This is a genomic window from Desulfonatronum sp. SC1 (genome assembly GCF_003046795.1).
In the GTDB taxonomy this organism is placed as follows: Bacteria; Desulfobacterota; Desulfovibrionia; order Desulfovibrionales; family Desulfonatronaceae; genus Desulfonatronum.
The window spans coordinates 70,534-89,204 of sequence record NZ_PZKN01000010.1 but is presented as its reverse complement, the minus strand read 5'-3'; the positions used below and the strand labels follow the sequence as shown (position 1 = coordinate 89,204).

Sequence of the window (18,671 nt, the reverse complement as noted above, 5' to 3'; positions counted from 1 at the left end):
TCCATGTCGCAACACATCGTCATCATCGGAGCCGTTGCCCTGGGTTCCAAAGCCGCAGCGCGTTTCAAGCGCCTGGAACCGGAAAGCCGAGTCACGCTCGTGGATCGAGACAAACGCATCGCTTACAGCGGATGCGGCATTCCGTTTTATATTTCCGGCGAGGTTAGCGACGTCCCGGAACTGCAAAGCACGTCATTTCACGTCCTTCGTGACGCTGAGTATTTCCGGAAAAGCAAAGGCGTGGAAGTGCGCACCGAAACCGAGGCCGTGGCCATTGACCGCACGGCCAAGACCGTGACCCTTGCCCACGTGCTCACGGGACACCGCGAGATTCTGACCTACGATCAGCTGGTACTGGCCACGGGCAGCACTCCGATTGTTCCCCCCATTCCGGGGAGAGAGTTGGTCGGCGTACATACCGTGCACAACCTGGAATCCGCCGAGCACATCCGAAACCTCGTATCCAGTGGGAGCGTGAAGCGGGCCGTGGTAGTGGGCGCGGGCTTCATCGGCCTGGAAATGGCCGTGGCTCTGGCCGATCTCTGGGGGGTGGAGACCACGGTCATCGAACTCCGGGAGCAAATCTTGCCCGGCGTGATCGGAGGCAATTTGTCCCTCACGGCTCTGCGGCACATGCGGGACAAGGGTGTGCGGTTCCATTTGGGCGACCAGGTGCTCAGCCTGGAAGGCGACGACCAGGGCCGGGTAACCAGGGTGTGTACCAAACACGACGAGATCCCAGCGGACTTGGTCATCGTCGCCGTGGGCGTACGGCCCAACACTGAACTGGCCCGTACCTCGGGCTTGGCCGTCTCTGAGCGCGGTGGAATTACGGTGGACGAGTACCTGCGGACTTCCGATCCTCACATCTATGCCGGGGGAGACTGCGTGGAACTGCGCCACCTGCTGACCAACGCCAAAGTCTTCCTGCCCATGGGCTCATTGGCCAATCGCCAAGGCCGGGTGATCGGCGACAACCTGGCCGATGGCGCGACCCGCTTCTCCGGCGTGGTGGGCTCCTGGTGCGTCAAGCTGTTCGACCTCGCCGCCGCCGGAACCGGCCTGACGTTGCAGGCCGCGCGATCCGCCGGTTTCGACGCCCTGAGCGTCCACGTCAGTCAGTTGGACCGGGCTCACTTCCACCCCGACAAAGGGGTGATGAACCTGGACCTGATCGTGGAACGCGAAACCGGCCGCGTTCTGGGAATGCAGGGAACCGCGGACAGAGGCGACGCCCTGGTGGGCAAGGTGAACGTGGTCGCCGGACTCCTGCCCTCGGGCCTGAAGGTGGATGACTTGAGCAGCCTGGAAGCGGCCTACTCTCCGCCGTTTTCCGCCGCGCTGGACATTCTGAACGTACTGGGCAGCGCGGCGGAGAACATCCTCACGGGGCGAAACCAAACCATTCAGGCGGATGAATTCTTCACCCTCTGGAAGCAACGGGATAACAACACGCACTTCTTCCTGGATTGCCGCGAATGGTCCGACGCCAAAAAAGAAGTCCGGGCCCATCCGGAGCACTGGATCAACATCCCGCAAGGAGAGTTGCTCGAAAATCTGAACAAGCTGCCCCGAAACAAAAGCATCGTCGCCATCTGCGGCACCGGAGCACGTTCCTATGAAGCGCTCATAACCCTGGCTCGCGAAGGTTTTCAGGACGTGGTCAGCGTGGAAGGCGGCATGAGCGCTGTCAATACCATGGGATTCAGCGTTTCCTGACCTAGAAGATCATGGTTTCGGGTTTGACGCCGTCAAAGGAGATCTTCAAGTTTCCTTGGGGATTGCCCGAAACCTTTTTTTTGAGTTCATTTCAGAAATCATTTCCAGTCCCTTTCTTTCCCTGCATTTTCCCCTCTCGCAACCAACAAGCCCTTGCCCATCCTCCTCCCGCAGTCTGCTGAAAGGGAAGCTTTCCGCCTGGTTATCAAAGAGAACGCTCCTTTTCCTCCCTCTTGCATTACTTTAGAAAGTATGTGTATTATGTCACAAACTAAAAAACACAAAAAAGAAAGAGTAAATACGACAAATATAGTCCAGATTGCGCCGTTCTTTGTATGAATCCATTCAAAGAGGACATGGAATAGAAAAACCAAGATTAAAAAGAGTACGCGACAAAGACAAGAGTTTCGCCTTTTCCCCTTAAAACAAAGAATCGGTAAATGCCATTAAATTTGTCAACATTGCTTCGCGTCAAGGGATGTCCATGAAAATTAAAAGCATGGTTCAGAGTTTGACGTTCAAGATGCTGCTCTCCGGCGGAGTAACGTTCTTCATTTGCGCCGGTCTTTGGACCGCGTTCAATATCGTCTACCTGCGCGACTTCATCCTCCGCAGCGTCAAATCCGACATCATCATCCTTTCGGACACCATCCTCCTCGGTTTGGACTATGCCATGCTCCTGGACTCCGAGGACGACATCAAGCAGATCATCAACAATATTAGCAGGCAAGAAGACATCAAAGCCATCCGTCTTTTGGATAAAAAAGGCCGGATCGCGTACTCCAGCAAAAGTGAAGAGGTCGGGACCTACCTGGACATGCATGACGAGTCCTGCTGGACGTGCCATGCCCAGTCGCCGCCCCCGGCGACCATGAGTCAGGAGAAACGCAGCAGAATCATCCAGGCCGACGAGGCGACCATCGTCGGCACCATCACTCCCGTTCCGAACAAGCCCGGGTGCTACGGCCCGCCGTGCCACGTGCATTCCGAGGACGAGCAACTGCTCGGCCTGCTGGACATGGAGGTGAGCACGGAAATCAAAGGAACGAAACTGCGCGATTTTGAACGCGCCAACATGCTCATTTCCTTCCTGGTCTTTCTGGCCACCTTTCTGGTCTTGTTCCTGAACTACCACATCCTCATCTTCAAGCCCATCCGTCGGCTGATCAACGTGACCAGGGACATCTGCTCCGGAGAGGACTACACGGGCATCAACATCAAGCAGGCCGACGAAATCGGGGTCCTGGCCGACTCGTACAACACCATGTGCCGCAAGGTGGCGGAAAAGGAAGCGCTCCTGGTCGCCCAGCGCGAGGAGTACCGCAATCTTTTCCAGAACGTTCCCTGCCTGCTCAGCGTCGTGGACAAGAACTACAAGGTCATCCGCCACAACACAAAATACGAGGATCACTTCGGCGGCAACATCCAAGGGCGGCATTGCTTCGAAATCAACAAGGGGCGCACGGAGCGCTGCCCCGTCTGCCCCGTGGAGAAGACCTTCCTGTACGATTCCCCGCATGTCAGCGAAGAAGTCGGTCTTTCCAAGGAAGGAAAAACCATCCATTGGATCGTCTATACGGCTCCGGTCAAGGACGCCGAGGGCAACACCGTGGCGGCCATGGAAATGATGCTGGACATCTCGGCGCGCAAGGAACTCGAATTCAAGCTGGCCGCCTCCGAATTGTTCTACCATTCCATTTTCGAGGCCATTCCCAGTGCGCTGTTCGTCCTCAACGCCCAAAACCTGTCCATCATGAACTGCAACGACGCGGTCCTCAAGATGTACGGATACAAGCCCGAGGAATTATTGAGCAAGCCCTTTACGTCGTTGTTCAAGGAAGAAGAACGGGAGTATTGGACGCGGAACCTGCGAACCACCCGTGAAATCAACCAGACGTCGCAACTCACCAAAGACGGACGAAGCATCTTCGTCTCCATGCGCATCTCTTTGTCCACGTTCGAAACCTACGAAGTGTTGATCGCCTCGTGCAGTGACATCACCAAGCGCCTGGAAGCGGAACAGCAGTTCATCCATGCCAGCAAAATGACCACCCTGGGAGAAATGGCCACAGGCGTGGCCCACGAACTCAACCAGCCATTGACGATTCTCAAGTCCATCAGCGGATTTCTGGCCAGGAAGGTCGGCAAAGGCCACGAGATCGACATGGCGATGTTGGAGGAGATCTCTCAAAGCATCAGCACCCATGTGGATCGGGCCGGAAAGATCATCTCCCACATGCGCGAATTCGGTCGCAAATCGGAACTCAAGACCATGCCCGTCCAGATCAACGACGTCATCAAGCGCGGATTCGAATTTTTCAGTCAACAACTCAATGTCCGCAATATTTTCGTCGACTGGCGACTCCAAGAGGATCTGCCCCTGATCATCGCTGAACCGAATCGCCTGGAACAGGTTGTCATCAACCTGCTGGTCAACGCCCGGGACGCCATTGAAGAACGTTGGAACGGCAAGGACGTCAAAACCGGTGACAAGACTATCACCATCGCCACCGATTCCACGGACGCCTCCGTGATCATCAAAATCTGCGACACCGGCGCGGGGGTTCCCTCGAACCTGAGCGAAAAGATTTTCGAGCCGTTTTTCACCACCAAGGATGTGGGCAAGGGCACTGGACTAGGTCTTTCCATCTCTTACGGCATCATCCAGGACTACAATGGAACTATCGTCGCCGAGAACCGGAAAACCGGCGGCGCCTGCTTCACCATCACCTTTCCCGCGGCCGATAAGGAACAATGCCCATGGATTGACGACCGAAACGTCCATCCTCGGGCGGGATTCGACGAATCAGAGGATATCCGGGGTGAGAATAGACAAGAAGAACGCAACAAGGAGGATCATGCCTGAAAACGCCGCGAAACGAGCAACAAAGGGCCGCCGCAACGTGGCCCTCAACGGCCTTGGAACGCGCACCGGCCTGAAGACGACGGTGAGCGTCATCAACCACTATGACTCTCTAAAACCGTAACAACGGAGGAATGCATGCGAAGCAGAGTTCTTTTCGTCTGTTGCCTTGCCCTGTGCGTCTTCATCGCCGGGACCATCGTCGCCCAGGAAGACCGCTACTTCATCGAAAGCAAGGCCTTTGAAAACCGGCAACGCCCCGGCGTGGAGTTCAACCATCTGTTGCACTATGAAATCATCGACTGCATGGACTGCCATCACGATTACGTCGACGTCAAAGGAAAAAAAGAAAACGTCTGGGACATGTTTTCCGGAAAAAACTACTGTTCCGACTGCCATACGGTGCACGGTGAGGACGAGACGGACCTTGGGCTAATGCAGGCCTTTCACGAGCAGTGCATCGGATGTCATCAGGATTACTTCCAGCAGGGCAAGAAAACCGGATACATCATGTGCGGGGAATGTCACGTCAGACCATGAACATGGTCCATGACGTCACGGTCCGACAGCATCCCGCCGAACGGCGGTGACGCCGGAGCATTTCCCGAACTTCAGCATTCCAACAGAAACAAAGTGAGGAGTGATTATGCAAGATGCTGCATCGTCCTGGGATTGGCAGCCGGGTGAGCGTGTCATTCTGGATTCGACCACCTGTGGGGTTGCGCACCAGTGGCAGGAGGAGCCCTACGTCGCTCCGGACGGCGAGAGTCTCGCCGCCGTCGTCCGCCTGGAAGACGACACGTTTTCCATGTGCGTGAACGGAAAAACCTGGGAATCTGGTTTCGAAAAATTGTGGAAGCCCGGTTTCTCCCCTGACGGACGCCTCGTGGCCATCGCCCAGCAGGACGGCGAATGGACCCTGGCCGTGGATGGAGAACCCTGGGAGGAATTCTACGCCTATCTCTGGCACCCCTGTTTTTCAGCGGACGGCTCGGTCATTGCCGCCGCCATCCAGAACGACGGCCAATACGGTATGAGCTTAGACGGCTCACCCTGGCCGAACCTGTTCGACAACGCCAACGAATACGCCGTCAGCGCCAACGGGCAAAGCACGGCCGCGGTTGTCCAGACCGAGGCCATGGCCGCCGCGGACCTGGCCGCCTTCCGCCGCGGGGTCTACACCGTGGCCGTGAACGGGGAGGCCTGGAAAAAGACCTTCATGAACGCCTGGACCCCAACCTTCGATCCCCAGGGCCGAAAAGTGGCCGCCCAGGTTCGCCTGAACCTTTATGAATACTCCATTGCCGTGGACGACGCGGTTTGGGGTCAAACCTACAATTGCGTCTGGGAACCACGCTTCAACCCGGCCACCGGCGCGGTGGTCGCTCCGGTGCGCGTGGCCGGGGCCTGGGGCATGGCCCAGGACGGCAAGACCATCTGGGATCCAGTCTTTTTCCAGTGCTGGCACCAGCAGTTCAGTGCCGACGGCAAGACCCTGGCCGCCATCGTGGCCCCCACCTTCGGCGCGTTTACTGTGGCCATGAACGCCAAGCCCTGGTCCGCAACGTTTCCGGTACTCACGGACCTGACCCTGTCCGGCGACGGGAAACGTGCCGCGGTTCTGGCCAACGACAGCAATGTCGACTGGCGGGTGGTCGTGGACGGCAACCCCTGGAGCGGAACCTACGACATGGCCTGGAAGCCGGTCTTCAGCGCCGACGGAACCCATGTCGCCGCCAAGGTGGAACGGTCGGGTCGGCATGCCGTGCTCGTGGACGGCAAGGCCTACAAACGGGATTTCGACCGAGTCTGGGATCCCGTCTTCAGCCCCGACGGCTCCAAGGTGCTCATCCGGGCCGTGGACAAGGGCGCGTTCGTGCGCATCGTCGCCACACTTTCGGACTTCTCGTCAAGGGGGTAGCCATATGTACGGCATATACAATTTCGTCACCGGACCCCTGGTTTGGGCGTCCTTCGCCATCTTCATCTTCGGGTCCATCTATCGCCTGGTTTCCATGTATGCCCTGGCTAAGAAGAAGGACGCCGTATCCCTGGCCTACATGGACTGGAAATTCTCTTTTCGATCCATCTTCAACTGGCTGATTCCCTTCAACGCCTTGGGCTGGAAGAAGAACCCGGTCCTGACCGTGGTCACGTACGTGTTCCACATCTGCCTGCTGGCCACGCCCATCCTGCTCTCGGCCCACATCATCCTGATCGAGGAATCCTGGGGCGTCAGCTGGTGGACCCTTTCCGATTCCACCGCGGACGTCATGACCATCCTGGTCATCGTTGCCTGCGCGTTTTTCGCCGGACGCCGCCTGTACCAGAAGGACGTCCGCTTTCTGACCACCGGCCAGGACTGGTTTATTCTGGCCATCGCGGCCCTGCCCTTCATTACCGGCTTTCTGGCCTATCACCAGCTCTTCAACTACCAGGTGCTGATCATCGCCCACGTGCTGGCCGGCAACATCATGATCGCCGCGATCCCGTTCACCCGCCTCAGCCACATGTTTTTCGCGGTGTTCACCCGCGCCTACATGGGCTCGGAGTTCGGCAAAATCCGTAGAGCCAGAGACTGGTAGGATCACAAGGAGAAACATATGGGCATTCAAGACAGACTGATCGAGGACGTGGGGCTCCGTGAAGGGGTTTCGCGTCTGACCGAAGACAAAATACAGAAGACCGTCAACGCGGTGATTCAGGGCGAGACCGGGGCGCGGCTCAAGGCCTATGCCGAGATCTGCCTGCGTTGCGGGATGTGCACCGAGGCCTGCCACTTCTACCTCTCCCACGACCAGGACCCCTCCTACGCCCCGGCGGCCAAGGTCAAACAGACCATCGGCACGCTGCTGGCCAATAACGGGAGGGTCACCCCGGGCCAAATCTACAACATGGCCCAGATCGCCTACTCGGAATGCAACCTCTGCCGACGCTGCGTTCATTTTTGCCCCGTGGGCATCGACACGGCCTACATGATGATCACCATGCGCCGGATCTGTCACAAGCTGGGAGTCACGCCGCAGTATATTCAGGACACGGCCCACAGCCATTCCGCCACCTTCAACCAGATGTGGGTCAAGGATGACGAGTGGCCGGACACGCTGCAATGGCAGGAGGAAGAGGCCCGAGAGGAATTTCCGGATTTACGGATACCCTTGGACAAGGAAGGCGCGGATGTTTACTACTCGGTCATAGCCCCGGAACCGAAATTTCGGACCCAACTGATCTACCAAGCCGCGGCCATTCTGCACACGGCCAAGATAGACTGGACCATGCCTTCGGAGCCGGGTTGGGACAACTCGGACATGTGCATGTTCACCGGCGACTTCGAAATGATGGGCCGTTTGAAGCGCAAGCACTTCGAATCCGCCCAGAAACTCAAGGTCAAGCGGATCGTCATGGGCGAGTGCGGCCACGCCTTTCGCTCGATCTACGACGTGGGCAACCGCTGGGCCGGCTGGAAGCACTACCCCGTCCCGGTGATCCATTCCATTGAATTCTTCTGGGAACTGCTGACCCAGGGCAAGATCAAGCTGACTTCCAAATACCCGGGGCCGGTCACCATCCACGATCCTTGCAACGTGGTTCGTGGGCGAGGTCTGGGCGACAAACTGCGCGAAGTTGCCCGCATCCTGGTGGACGGGGAGATCATTGAAACAGAGGCCCATGGCGATCACAACATCTGCTGCACCGCCGGCGGCGGCGTGATCAACTGCGGCCCTCCCTTCAAAAATTCCCGGGTGGCCGGCAGCAAGGCCAAAGCGGATCAGCTCCGGGTCACCGGGGCCAAGACCATCATCGCCCCTTGCCACAACTGCCACGGTGGTCTGGACGACACGGTGCACAAGTACGAGTTGGGCATGGACATCAAGTTCCTGGGGGACATCATCTATCAGTGCATGGAACGCCCAGAGGCCTAACGGTCGCCTAACGGTCGCCAGACGGCTACATGACGGTTCGTTAAAATCGCCGCGACGGACGCCGATCAAGGCGTCTTCGGCTCGGTCAAAACGCGAAAGGCCCGGTAAGCAGATGCTTGCCGGGCCTTTCACGTTTGAAAGAGATCTTCGAGCCTTTCCGTGAAAGCTCAAACCGCCTCGGGCAAAACCACTGCCTCGGCCAAAAAGGCGCTGAACAATTCGACCTTGGCGTCCAACTCATAGTTTTTGCAGGTTTCGTGAATCCCGTCCTCACAGTTGTGGCAGGCTACCACGACCATCTTCGCACCCGTGGCCCGAATGCAGTCGGCCTTGGCTTTAAGGGCGGCAATCTTGGCCTGCTTGTATTCCGGCATCAGGCCCTGGCCGCCGCCGTTGCCGCAACAGTACGTCGCGTTGCCGTGGGGATGCATTTCCCGAAAGTCCATGGCCACAACGGACATCAAATCCCTGGATTGCTGAAACATACCCGCATTACGAATGAAGTTGCAGGAATCCTGAAACGTGACCGGAGCTTCATGAAAACCGGACTTCAGCTTGAGTGTTCCGGCATGCAGACACTCCGCCCAGACCTTGATCGGCGGTATGGCCTCGAAGGAAAATTTCCTGCCCAACCAGTATGGCGCCTCGAACCCGAGGGCCTTCATGGAGTGCCCTCACTCCGCGGTGATCACCGCCTTGGCCTTGAGTTTTTCAGCCGTGTCCGCCACATTGGCCGCCAGCCTAGAGGCCTTGACCGTGTCTCCGGCGAAAAGCCCGAGATTGGTGGAATCCCAGGCCTTGGAGGACAGGGTAAAATCGATCCCAGCGGCGTTGTAGAGCTTGAGATAGTTGAAGAGATTTTGCGGATAGAACTTGATGTCCCGCGGATGAAAGGTCAGCAGGTAGTCCGCGCCCTCCTTGTCCATGGGTGCCTGGGCCCCGGGCATTTCCTCCTGAAGTTCCTCCAGTTGCCACTCCACGGTTTCCAGAAAATCTGCCTCGGTCACTCCGAGGTTGTTGCCGAACTCCAGGGCATTCTCCAAGCCCTTGGCCAGTCCGGGCGGAGTCAGTCCCATGGCCACGGCCACTCCGCGGGCCGCGTGGACCAGGGAGGCGATGCCGATACCGTGCGGGCAGTACATGGTGCAGCGCTGGCACAGGGTGCAGGTGCCGTAGCAGACGTCGCGCAACGTTTCGAGCACCGCGGCGTCCACTCGGCCGCGCTTCTTGTACAGGTTCAGCAGCGGCTTGATCCGGTAGGCCGGAATATGTTCCGGCTTGGGGTTGGATGCATAGTAATGACACCCTTCCGCGCACATCCCGCACCGGGAACAGATGGCAAGCCACATTTCCAGCCGCGCCCCGGCCTTGTCGGCCAGGACCTGGGAAAGTGCCCGGGAATCGATGGTCATGGGTTGCTCCTCATGCGGATGAAGGTCACCATGCCCCCACCCGACGTTTGCCGAAATCGCTGCCCGTGGCCGCGCGGGAGACAAAGAAGAGCGCCATGTGCGAAAGCTTGGTGAACGGGATGAGCATCAGAAGAATATTGGCGCTGAGCACATGCAAGGTCAGCATCAGCGAATAATCGCCCCACTGCTGGTGCGCGGCCAGCCCGGTAGCCAGGGGCAGAGCGACCAACAACAGGATCAGCAGATCCTTGGGTTCCGTCAGCCCACGCAACGCCGGATGAACCAACCGTTTCGCGGCCAGGAATGTCAAGGCGACCAGGGCGATGATGGTCAGTACATCGGCCCAGACATCGGGAATCGTCGGCCAGGAAACGCCCCAACTTTGCTCCAGCATGACCACGTGGGCCGAGAGAAAAAAGGCCACCACGAACAGGGGGATATGCAGTGCAAACCCGGCCGCCGTGGACCAGGGGCTGCTTTTAACCGTCCGGTTCAACGGCAAGAGATAATGTATCAATGATCCCACGGCCCAGATTGTTCGAAAATCCGAAGGCAGGCCTTTGCTCGCGGCGACGGCCTTGCGGCGATATCTGATCAGACGATAGACCAGCCCCGCGATAAGTACCGTAAACGCCAGCCAGACCATCGGTCCCGCGGCAAAATTGTAGACGACATAAATCACGGTTTTCCTCCAACACCGTCGCGAACGTGGCTAGGCTCCGCACATCACCGGGGCCCTTCCGGAAACCGACTGCCGGTCGCGGCATTCGATCCGTACCCGGAAAGGAGTCCGTTCGGCCGGAGGCAAGTTATCGAAGAGCCCTTGGGGTGTCCAGCATGCCGGCATGAGCTTTCAAAATTGTATTTCCTGAACGCAGGATGATTTCTTGACTTGCCTGGATTCGGAACCTACACCCAAAAGCAGTGTCAAGAACGAAGGTCCCCACGAAATGGAGATTTCCGTATCCAGTTCCCGACAAACGTCGCGACGAATGGGAGATGTATCATGAAACTGTCCGCCCGCTCACGCTATGCCACCCGCATCCTGCTCGACTTGGCCGAACACACCGAGAACAGGCCGCTGTGCGCATCCGCGATCTCCGAAAGCACGGACATTTCGGTCCCATTCATCGAACAAATCCTCCGCCCCCTGAAAAAGGCCGGCTATATCAAAAGCGTCCGTGGAGCCTATGGCGGCCATATCTTTCTCAAAGACCCTTCCTGCATCACCCTCGGCGACATCGTGCGCACCATGGAAGGCGAAATCAACATCAGCCAGTGCTTCTCGGCCCCGGAGTCCTGCGAACGTAGCGGCGACTGCCGCACCCGGTTCGCCTGGGGCCATATCTCGCGGACGATCGAGCGCGAACTGGACGCCATCACCCTGGCGGACCTGATGTTCAACCCGGAACAAATCGCCGTGAAGTCCGCGACTCCTCCAACACCCCGCATCCACTGCCCAGAAGACGCTCAACCGAACTAACGCCCGCAAAAAGTGAACGCGACCTCACGAAAACGACCACCAATGACAATCGGCCTTGAATAACGAGGACCCAAACGGACCTTGACAGGCTTCCACATTCGGTCTAGGAGCCTCAATCGTTTGTCGACATTTTTAATTTATATAAAATTAGTCTAAATTAAAAACGTCGACATTGCTTTACCAAACACCGCCTTGAAGGCACAAGACGGTGCGTTTTCAGCACCTTAGACGAATTATCTCAAACCGAGAGAACCTAAGGAGTATCCTCCGAGAATGAAGCTTGGAGACCAGAATTACGTACAGCAATGCGCGCCTATATACGACATATTTAATCAAAATTAAATCTATCGCATACACAAATAATACCCATTCGAAATCCACCGAACAACCTGAAGAGACACGACATGCAACTCTCCTCGCGAACACGCCATGGCGCCCGCCTGCTGATGAATCTGGCTCATTTTTCCCAAAAAGGCCCTCTCCGAGCGGCCCACCTCTCCAACAATATCGGAATCTCCATCAAGTATCTTGAAAAGATCATCAAACCGCTGCGCCAAGCCGGTTTGATCAAGGGGTTGCGAGGCCCGGGCGGCGGATATTTTCTCTGTCGCGCCCCCGAGGACATTACGCTCGGTGAAATCGTCCTGGCCTTGGACGGCGGACCGCAGTTGTCCTGCTGTGCCGCCCCGGACGCCTGCTTGCCATCGGACTTCTGCGGTTCCCCGGCCCTTTGGGCCGACCTTACCAGCACGCTCCAAGGCAAACTGAACTCCATCACTCTGGGCGGGATGATGCGCCAGGATTCCATTTTCAAGGTCACGCCGTCGGCACGGAAACCCAAGGCGGACGTACACCGTCGCGACACGGCCCAAGCGGCCTGAACACCCGCCAAAGCAACTGCTGGAACACCGAGGCGACAACGCATTCACAAGTCGTTTTGCGACTTTCTGAACACGGACCGTTCCACGGTGCCCCATCAAAAATCCTAAACCTTTCAACAGGAGATGCTCGTCATGAAAAAATTGCTCATTCTTGGTTCCGGTTCCGGTGGAACCATGGTTGCCACGAAGATGCGCGAAAAGCTTCCGGAAAAGGAGTGGGAGATCACGGTCATCGACCGCGACTGGGAACACCACTACCAGGCCGGATGGCTCTTCGTCCCCTTCGGCGTCTACACCCTGGAAGACTGCGTCAAGCCCAAGGCCGACTTCATTCCCAAAGGCGTCAAGCTGGTTATGGATTCCATCGAGTCCATCGACCCGGCAAAAAAAGTCGTCACGTGCAAGAACGGCAAGTACACCTATGACTGGGTGGTCGTGGCTACGGGGTGTCGCATCTGCCCGGAAGAAGTGGAAGGCATGATGGACGACTGGGGCGGCAACATTCACAACTTCTACACGCCCAACGGTGCCGTGGCGTTGTTCAAGAAGTGGAAGAACATGAAAGAGGGGCGCATCGTTCACCACATCGCGGAAATGCCCATCAAGTGCCCTGTGGCCCCGTTGGAATTCGTCTATCTCGCGGACTGGTTCTTCACCATCAACGGCGTGCGCCAGAATATCGAAATCGAACTGGTCACCCCGCTCACCGGTGCCTTTACCAAGCCCGTGGCCGCCAAGGTTCTGGGCAAGGTCTGCGAGGACAAGAATATCAAGGTCACTCCGAACTTCGTCATCGACAGCGTCAACGTGGGCAAAAAGACCCTGGAGTCCGTTTCCGGCGAGGAAGCGCCCTACGACCTGCTGGTGGCCATTCCTCCTAACTTCGGCCAGCAGGTGATCATCGATTCCGGAATGGGCGACGCCATGGGCTACGTGGATACGGACAAACATACCCTGAAGGCCAAGAACTTCGAAAACATGTACGTCATCGGCGACGCCACCAACGTGCCCACTTCCAAGGCCGGCAGCGTGGCCCATTACCAGTCCGACATCGTGGTGGACAACCTGGTCCGGGAAATCGAAGGCGAAGAGCCCCGGCCCGAATTTGACGGCCACTCCACCTGCTTCATCGTCTCCGGGTACGAGCAGGCCTACCTGATCGACTTCAACTACGAGGTCGAGCCGCTTCCGGGCAAGTACCCCTTCCCCGGGATTGGCCCCTTCTCCCTGCTCGGCGAGTCGCACATGAACTATTGGGGCAAGATGATGTTCAAGTGGGTCTATTTCGACATGATGCTCAAGGGCAGCGAACTGCCTCTGGAACCGCAGATGTTCATGGCCGGAAAAATGCGTCACTTGGCCAAAGCCTAACCTGGGAGGTTCATGCAGATGTCCAAAGAAGACCTCATCCTCAAACGGCTCGACGAGATCGAGGCCAAGGTCGCGCTGGTGCACGAACGCGCCGTGGCCGCGCAGAATCTCAGGCGGGAACTCCAACCGGTCATGAACGACGCCTTCAAGCTGATGCTCCATGAGCTGGGCGACGTGGAGACCGGATTTCAGCTGGAGGACTCGTTCGAACTGCTCAAGACCATGATGCGTAACGTCAAGAATATCACCTATACAATCAAACAGCTGGAGAACGTCATCGACCTCTGGCACACCTCCGAGCCCTTGCTCAAATCCACGGTCCCCAAGGCCATCGCCTACCTCGACGACCTGGAACAGAAGGGCGTCTTCCGCACCTACCAGGCCATGCTCTCCCTGCGCGCCAAGGTGGCCCAGGAATATGGTCCGGAGCAAATCGAGCAAATGGGCGATGCCTTCGTATTCCTGATCGGCATGCTCAACAAACTCTCGGATCCCAAGGTTCGGGAGATGATCGAAAAGGCCTCCGACGCGTTCACCTCCATGGACCTGAGAGAAGTCGAGCCCTGTGGGATGTTCGGCATGATGAAGGCCATGTCCAGTCCGGAAGCCAAACAAGGCCTGGGCGTGATGGTCGAAATGACTAAGACCCTCGGCAAGCTGAAATAGTTGTTTCGCGGCCGCGGACCAGTATCCTGGTCCGCGGCCGCCCTTGCTTCACGACGCACCCGTCACAAAGGAGGACCCCGTGCCCAAGAAAGTTCTGATTGTCGACGACGACCCGGAAATTCTGGACTACCTGAGTGAACTGCTTCAGGACAATGGATACGAGACTGTAACCGCGCACAACGGCGTGGACGGCCTGGAAAAAGTCCACGCCGAACAGCCGGCCTTGATCACCCTGGACATGGACATGCCCGAAAAGGGCGGAACCAATTTTTACGCCGGTCTGCGCAAGGACCAGACTATCCGGGATATCCCGGTCATCGTCGTCAGCGGCGTGGGTCCGCGACCTCCGGTGCTGACCAAAGACGTCCCGACCATCTCCAAGCCCATCGATAACGCCAAGCTGCTCCAGCTTGTCTCTGAGATGATCCAATAACCTCGCTTGCGCCGCGACCGATCCGCCATTCTTCGAATCGGTCGCGGCCCTTTAGACGCCCCAATCCCGTGAGTGAACCGCCTCTTTCATCCGTCCCGCCCTCCGAGCCTCTGTCCGCCTTGATCGTGGACGACGAGCAGGACATCCGCGAAATGATGGATATCCTGCTCCAGGAACTCGGCTTCGCCACCTTCCTTGCCGCCGACGGCTTCAAGGCCATCGAGCTTTTTCAGAGCAACCGGCCCCACATCGTACTCACGGACATCAAAATGCCGGGCAAGGACGGCATCGCCGTGCTCAAGGAAATCAAGTCCACGGCCCCGGAAACCGAAGTGATCATGATCTCCGGTCACGGGGACATGCACTTGGCCATTCAAAGCCTCAAGCACGACGCCGCGGATTTCATCACCAAGCCCATTGACGAGGAACTGCTGGAAATCGCCCTGGGGAAAGTTTCGGAACGAATTCGCCTGCGCCGTCAGGTGCGCGAGCACACGGAAAACCTGGAAGCCTTGGTCAGTGAAAAATCAGCGGCCCTGGTGGAAATGGAGCGCAAGCTGGCCGCGAAGCAGATCATGGAAGGTATGGGCCAAGCCATGGCCATCCTGGCCACCGACCCGGCCTCCGGCGACTATTTTCCCGAGATGCCCTTCTATGTCGCCATTCATGACGCCGGATGCAATGTCGTCACCGTCAACCAAGCCTACCGGGAACGCTTCGGCGATCGTATCGGGCAGGCCAGTTGCGGCACCTATGAGCGATGCGGAGAGCCGGACTGGAAAAGCCCGGTGCGCGAATCCGCCGACCTCCAAGCCAGCATACACCGTCACGAAAGCATGATCGCCGCGGACCAGACCAGGCTGCCCGTGATCACGCACGTTTCACCGGTCATCGGCACCAGAGGCGAGTTGGAGCTGCTTCTGGAAATCGCCGTAGATGTTTCGGAGATGCGCCGCCTCCAGGAAGAGCTGTCCCGCACCCAACGAAAATTCGAGCACTTCTTCAACACGGTACCCTGCGCCATCACCGTGCAGGACCGCGAGCTGCGCGTCGTGGAAGCCAACGCCACCTTTCATCGGGACTTCGGCGACCCTGGAGGCCGGACCTGCCACGAACTCTACAAGCACCGCGATGCTCCCTGCGACGACTGCCCGGTCCTGGCCAGTTTCGCCGACAACGCTCCGCACCAGTACGAAACCGTGGTCACCACCCGCGGCGGCGAGCAGCGTAATATCCTGGTCTGGACCGCGCCCCTGGCCGACGGCGACGGCAAGGTGAACCACGTTCTGGAAGTGTCCACGGACATCACCCAGATTCGCCAATTACAGGACCACCTCGCTTCCCTGGGCATCATGCTCGGCTCCATGTCCCACGGTGTCAAAGGTTTGCTCATGGCCATCGACGGCGGGGCTTATCGGGTGGACAAGGGTCTGGAAAAGGGCGACTTGCAACGAATTGCCGCGGGCTGGAAAACCGTTCGGCACAGGCTGGACCACATGCGCCGGACCGTGATGGACATTTTGTATTACTCCAAGTCCCGCGAACCCAACCTCGCCCCGCACCCCCTGCACGGCGTGGCCGAACATTTGGCCGAAACCGTTTCCGCCAAAGCGAGCAAGTCCGGAATTATCTTCCAGACGGACTTTTCCCAGGCGGACGGCCAAATTCTGATCGATGACGTCGCCTTCTACTCAGCCATGGCCAATATTCTGGAAAACGCCGTGGACGCCTGCCTGTTCAACCGTGACGTCGCGGAACATCGAATTGATTTTCTCGTCGCCCAAGCCGACGGACACGCCGTATTCACCATCCGGGACAACGGCATCGGCATGGACAGGGAGACCATGGACAACATGTTCACCCTGTTCTTCTCCTCCAAAGGCGCCCTGGGAACCGGGATCGGCATGTTCGTCTCCCATGAGATCATCACCGGACACGGAGGAACCATCACCGTGGACTCCGCGACCGGAAAGGGAACCACGTTCCGGATCACGCTTTCCCTGGCTGAACCCTCGGTTTCCGAGGACGAGCCAACCAGCGACCATGCCCCATTCCTCTCCTGATCGCCCTTTCCTGTCCCTTTTTCGTTCCCTGACGTTCAAACTCTGTCTGGCAATGACGCTTGGAATGGCGGCGCTCATGGCCGCCTACTTTCTTTTTGCGATCGCTCAGGCCGATCCGACGGTTCGCTGGACGACCGCCGCCCAGGACCTGCTCCAGGTCCTGCCAATATCCCTGCTGATCCTGACCGGCTTCGGCTTCCTGGTCGCTCATCGCCTGACCCGTCCGTTGCATGAGTTACAAGAGGCATTGAAGTCCAAGTCACAGGGGACAGCCTGGGCAGGTCTGGACGAAACCAGGGCCGGGGAGTTCCGTGAACTGGTCAGGACTGTTAACCGCATCGCCGCCTCAGTTCGTCAACGCCGCCTGGATCTGGACGAGCAGTTAAACATGTATCAAAGTCTGTTTCACAACGTCCCGTGTCTGATTACGGTTCACGACCGGGAATATCGGCTGCTTCGATACAACAGAATGTTCTGGGAATTGTTCGACGCCAAACCCATGGAGCATTGCTACAAGGTCTATAAAAACCGGATCACGCAATGCGAGAACTGCCCCGTTGAGCGGACCTTCAACGACGGCAAGTCACACACCACGGAGGAAAAGGGGTTTTACAAGGACGGCACCCCGGCGCACTGGATCGTCCGCACCGCTCCTATCCGAGACGCCGACGGCAGAGTCACCGCGGTGATGGAAATGTGTCTGGACATTACCGACCGGAAACTTCTGGAACAAAAGCTTCGCAAGTCGGAGAAAAAGTATTCCACGATTTTCGACAACATACCCGTCGCGGTCTTCGAGTTGAACGCCGAAACCCTGGATGTACGCAACTGCAATCGAGGCATGTCCCAGCTTTACGGCTACTGCAAAGGAGAGGTGATCGGCAAATCCTTCTCCATGCTCTTCGCGCCGAACTCCACGGACGCCCACCTCACGGCCTTACGCAGCCCAGGGCACATCCCACAGGCCAGGCACATGGACAAGGACTGTCAGGAATTTTTCGTCTCCATCGACACCTCCCGAACAGCACTGGAGGGCAAGGAGATTCTGCTGGCCGTGGTTTCCGACGTCACGGACCGCATCCGGGCCGAGCAGCAGGTCATCCAATCCAGTAAGATGGCCACCCTGGGCGAGATGGCCGCGGGGGTGGCCCACGAGCTGAACCAGCCCCTGGCCGTGTTAAAGATGGTCGCCAACTTCTTCAGTCGTCAGACGAACAAAGGACTGACTCCGGACCAGGACCAGTTGAGCCAGATGACCGCCAAGATCGTCAACAACGTTGACCGGGCCACCAAGATCATCGAGCACATGCGCGAGTTCGGACGCAAACCCAACCTGGAAAGTACGGAGGTCCAGGTCAACGACGTCCTGCGCCGGGCCTGCGATTTTTTCAGCGAGCAGCTCAAAATCCGGGACATTACCGTCAACTGGGAGTTGGACGCGGACCAGCCGAGAGTGCTGGCCGACCCGAACCGCCTGGAACAGGTGTTCATCAACCTGCTGGTCAACGCCCGTGACGCCATCGAGGACAAATGCTCCGGCAAGGAATGCATGGAGGACGACCGGATGATCACTCTACGCACGCGCTCCAACGCCCGGCACGTGGTGACCGAGGTCGTGGACACCGGACCGGGCATCCCCAAGGCCGTTATCGGACGCATCTTCGAGCCCTTCTTTTCTACCAAGGAAGTCGGCCGTGGCACCGGCCTCGGCCTGTCCATCTGCTACGACATCGTCACGGACTACGACGGCACCATCCATGTCTTTTCCAAGCCAGGCCACGGCGCCCGCTTCGTCGTCACCCTGCCCATCGCCGGAACCATGCGCAATGGTTTCAACACGACATCCGCGTAACTGTG

16 protein-coding genes are annotated in these 18,671 nt (G+C 58.0%); 14 read left to right on the top strand and 2 right to left on the bottom strand.

Annotation, left to right across the window (positions count from 1 at the left end; translation table 11 throughout):
* Positions 1-3 precede the first annotated feature (3 nt).
* The 7 genes from C6366_RS07470 to tmcB all read left to right on the top strand — a co-directional run bounded on the left by C6366_RS07470 (position 4) and on the right by tmcB (position 8,505).
* A complete protein-coding gene (locus tag C6366_RS07470; protein WP_107736701.1) occupies positions 4-1,719 on the top strand; it encodes an FAD-dependent oxidoreductase in 1,716 nt (571 codons plus the stop codon).
* A 484-nt stretch (positions 1,720-2,203) separates the two neighbouring features.
* A complete protein-coding gene (locus C6366_RS07465) occupies positions 2,204-4,585 on the top strand; it encodes a PAS domain S-box protein (RefSeq protein ID WP_233248423.1) in 2,382 nt (793 codons plus the stop codon).
* Positions 4,578-4,706, top strand: coding sequence for a hypothetical protein (locus C6366_RS20480; RefSeq protein WP_255412086.1), 129 nt, complete (start codon positions 4,578-4,580; stop codon positions 4,704-4,706). Before C6366_RS07465 ends, C6366_RS20480 begins: the two co-directional genes overlap by 8 nt.
* Positions 4,707-4,720: 14 nt before the next feature.
* Positions 4,721-5,122, top strand: coding sequence for a cytochrome c3 family protein (locus C6366_RS07460; protein WP_107736699.1), 402 nt, complete (start codon positions 4,721-4,723; stop codon positions 5,120-5,122).
* A 106-nt stretch (positions 5,123-5,228) separates the two neighbouring features.
* Positions 5,229-6,503 carry an electron transfer complex subunit TmcD gene (gene tmcD, locus C6366_RS07455; protein ID WP_107736698.1) on the top strand — a complete coding sequence of 425 codons (1,275 nt, stop codon included), beginning with the start codon at positions 5,229-5,231 and terminating at the stop codon, positions 6,501-6,503.
* Positions 6,504-6,507: 4 nt separating this feature from the next.
* A complete protein-coding gene (gene tmcC, locus C6366_RS07450) occupies positions 6,508-7,167 on the top strand; it encodes a TmcC family electron transfer complex membrane anchor subunit (RefSeq protein ID WP_107736697.1) in 660 nt (219 codons plus the stop codon).
* A gap of 18 nt (positions 7,168-7,185) precedes the next feature.
* Positions 7,186-8,505 carry an electron transfer complex ferredoxin TmcB gene (tmcB, locus tag C6366_RS07445; protein WP_107736696.1) on the top strand — a complete coding sequence of 440 codons (1,320 nt, stop codon included), beginning with the start codon at positions 7,186-7,188 and terminating at the stop codon, positions 8,503-8,505.
* Between the two features lie 167 nt (positions 8,506-8,672).
* Here tmcB and C6366_RS20650 read toward each other — a convergent pair whose 3' ends face one another.
* Both C6366_RS20650 and C6366_RS07430 read right to left on the bottom strand, forming a co-directional pair.
* Positions 8,673-9,917: a (Fe-S)-binding protein gene (locus tag C6366_RS20650; RefSeq protein WP_368731479.1), complete on the bottom strand. Its 1,245-nt coding sequence runs from the start codon at positions 9,915-9,917 to the stop codon at positions 8,673-8,675.
* Between the two features lie 25 nt (positions 9,918-9,942).
* Positions 9,943-10,599, bottom strand: coding sequence for a nitrate reductase (locus C6366_RS07430; RefSeq protein WP_107736693.1), 657 nt, complete (start codon positions 10,597-10,599; stop codon positions 9,943-9,945).
* Between the two features lie 324 nt (positions 10,600-10,923).
* On the opposite strand from C6366_RS07430, the gene C6366_RS07425 reads away from it, so the two are divergent.
* From C6366_RS07425 to C6366_RS07395, 7 genes are all read left to right on the top strand, one after another.
* The gene (locus tag C6366_RS07425; protein WP_107736692.1) at positions 10,924-11,400 is read left to right on the top strand and encodes an Rrf2 family transcriptional regulator; all 477 of its coding nucleotides are present in this window, start codon (positions 10,924-10,926) and stop codon (positions 11,398-11,400) included.
* A gap of 404 nt (positions 11,401-11,804) precedes the next feature.
* The gene (locus C6366_RS07420; RefSeq protein WP_107736691.1) at positions 11,805-12,281 is read left to right on the top strand and encodes an Rrf2 family transcriptional regulator; all 477 of its coding nucleotides are present in this window, start codon (positions 11,805-11,807) and stop codon (positions 12,279-12,281) included.
* A 132-nt stretch (positions 12,282-12,413) separates the two neighbouring features.
* Complete coding sequence (locus C6366_RS07415; protein WP_107736690.1) at positions 12,414-13,652, top strand: NAD(P)/FAD-dependent oxidoreductase; 1,239 nt, start codon at positions 12,414-12,416, stop codon at positions 13,650-13,652.
* Between the two features lie 18 nt (positions 13,653-13,670).
* Positions 13,671-14,318, top strand: a complete 648-nt coding sequence (locus tag C6366_RS07410; protein WP_107736735.1) for a DUF1641 domain-containing protein — start codon at positions 13,671-13,673, stop codon at positions 14,316-14,318.
* A gap of 79 nt (positions 14,319-14,397) precedes the next feature.
* Positions 14,398-14,751, top strand: a complete 354-nt coding sequence (locus tag C6366_RS07405) for a two-component system response regulator (protein ID WP_107736689.1) — start codon at positions 14,398-14,400, stop codon at positions 14,749-14,751.
* 68 nt (positions 14,752-14,819) lie between these two features.
* Complete coding sequence (locus C6366_RS07400) at positions 14,820-16,814, top strand: response regulator (RefSeq protein WP_107736688.1); 1,995 nt, start codon at positions 14,820-14,822, stop codon at positions 16,812-16,814.
* A 76-nt stretch (positions 16,815-16,890) separates the two neighbouring features.
* Positions 16,891-18,666: a PAS domain-containing sensor histidine kinase gene (locus C6366_RS07395; protein WP_158269686.1), complete on the top strand. Its 1,776-nt coding sequence runs from the start codon at positions 16,891-16,893 to the stop codon at positions 18,664-18,666.
* Positions 18,667-18,671 lie beyond the last annotated feature (5 nt).

Bases quoted from the DNA above. Each gene is read 5' to 3' on its own strand.
- C6366_RS07470 (WP_107736701.1), top strand. From the start codon at position 4: ATGTCGCAACACATCGTCATCATCGGAGCCGTTGCCCTGGGTTCCAAA.
- C6366_RS07465 (WP_233248423.1), top strand. From the start codon at position 2,204: ATGAAAATTAAAAGCATGGTTCAGAGTTTGACGTTCAAGATGCTGCTC.
- C6366_RS20480 (WP_255412086.1), top strand. From the start codon at position 4,578: ATGCCTGAAAACGCCGCGAAACGAGCAACAAAGGGCCGCCGCAACGTG.
- C6366_RS07460 (WP_107736699.1), top strand. From the start codon at position 4,721: ATGCGAAGCAGAGTTCTTTTCGTCTGTTGCCTTGCCCTGTGCGTCTTC.
- tmcD (WP_107736698.1), top strand. From the start codon at position 5,229: ATGCAAGATGCTGCATCGTCCTGGGATTGGCAGCCGGGTGAGCGTGTC.
- tmcC (WP_107736697.1), top strand. From the start codon at position 6,508: ATGTACGGCATATACAATTTCGTCACCGGACCCCTGGTTTGGGCGTCC.
- tmcB (WP_107736696.1), top strand. From the start codon at position 7,186: ATGGGCATTCAAGACAGACTGATCGAGGACGTGGGGCTCCGTGAAGGG.
- C6366_RS07425 (WP_107736692.1), top strand. From the start codon at position 10,924: ATGAAACTGTCCGCCCGCTCACGCTATGCCACCCGCATCCTGCTCGAC.
- C6366_RS07420 (WP_107736691.1), top strand. From the start codon at position 11,805: ATGCAACTCTCCTCGCGAACACGCCATGGCGCCCGCCTGCTGATGAAT.
- C6366_RS07415 (WP_107736690.1), top strand. From the start codon at position 12,414: ATGAAAAAATTGCTCATTCTTGGTTCCGGTTCCGGTGGAACCATGGTT.
- C6366_RS07410 (WP_107736735.1), top strand. From the start codon at position 13,671: ATGTCCAAAGAAGACCTCATCCTCAAACGGCTCGACGAGATCGAGGCC.
- C6366_RS07395 (WP_158269686.1), top strand. From the start codon at position 16,891: ATGGCCGCCTACTTTCTTTTTGCGATCGCTCAGGCCGATCCGACGGTT.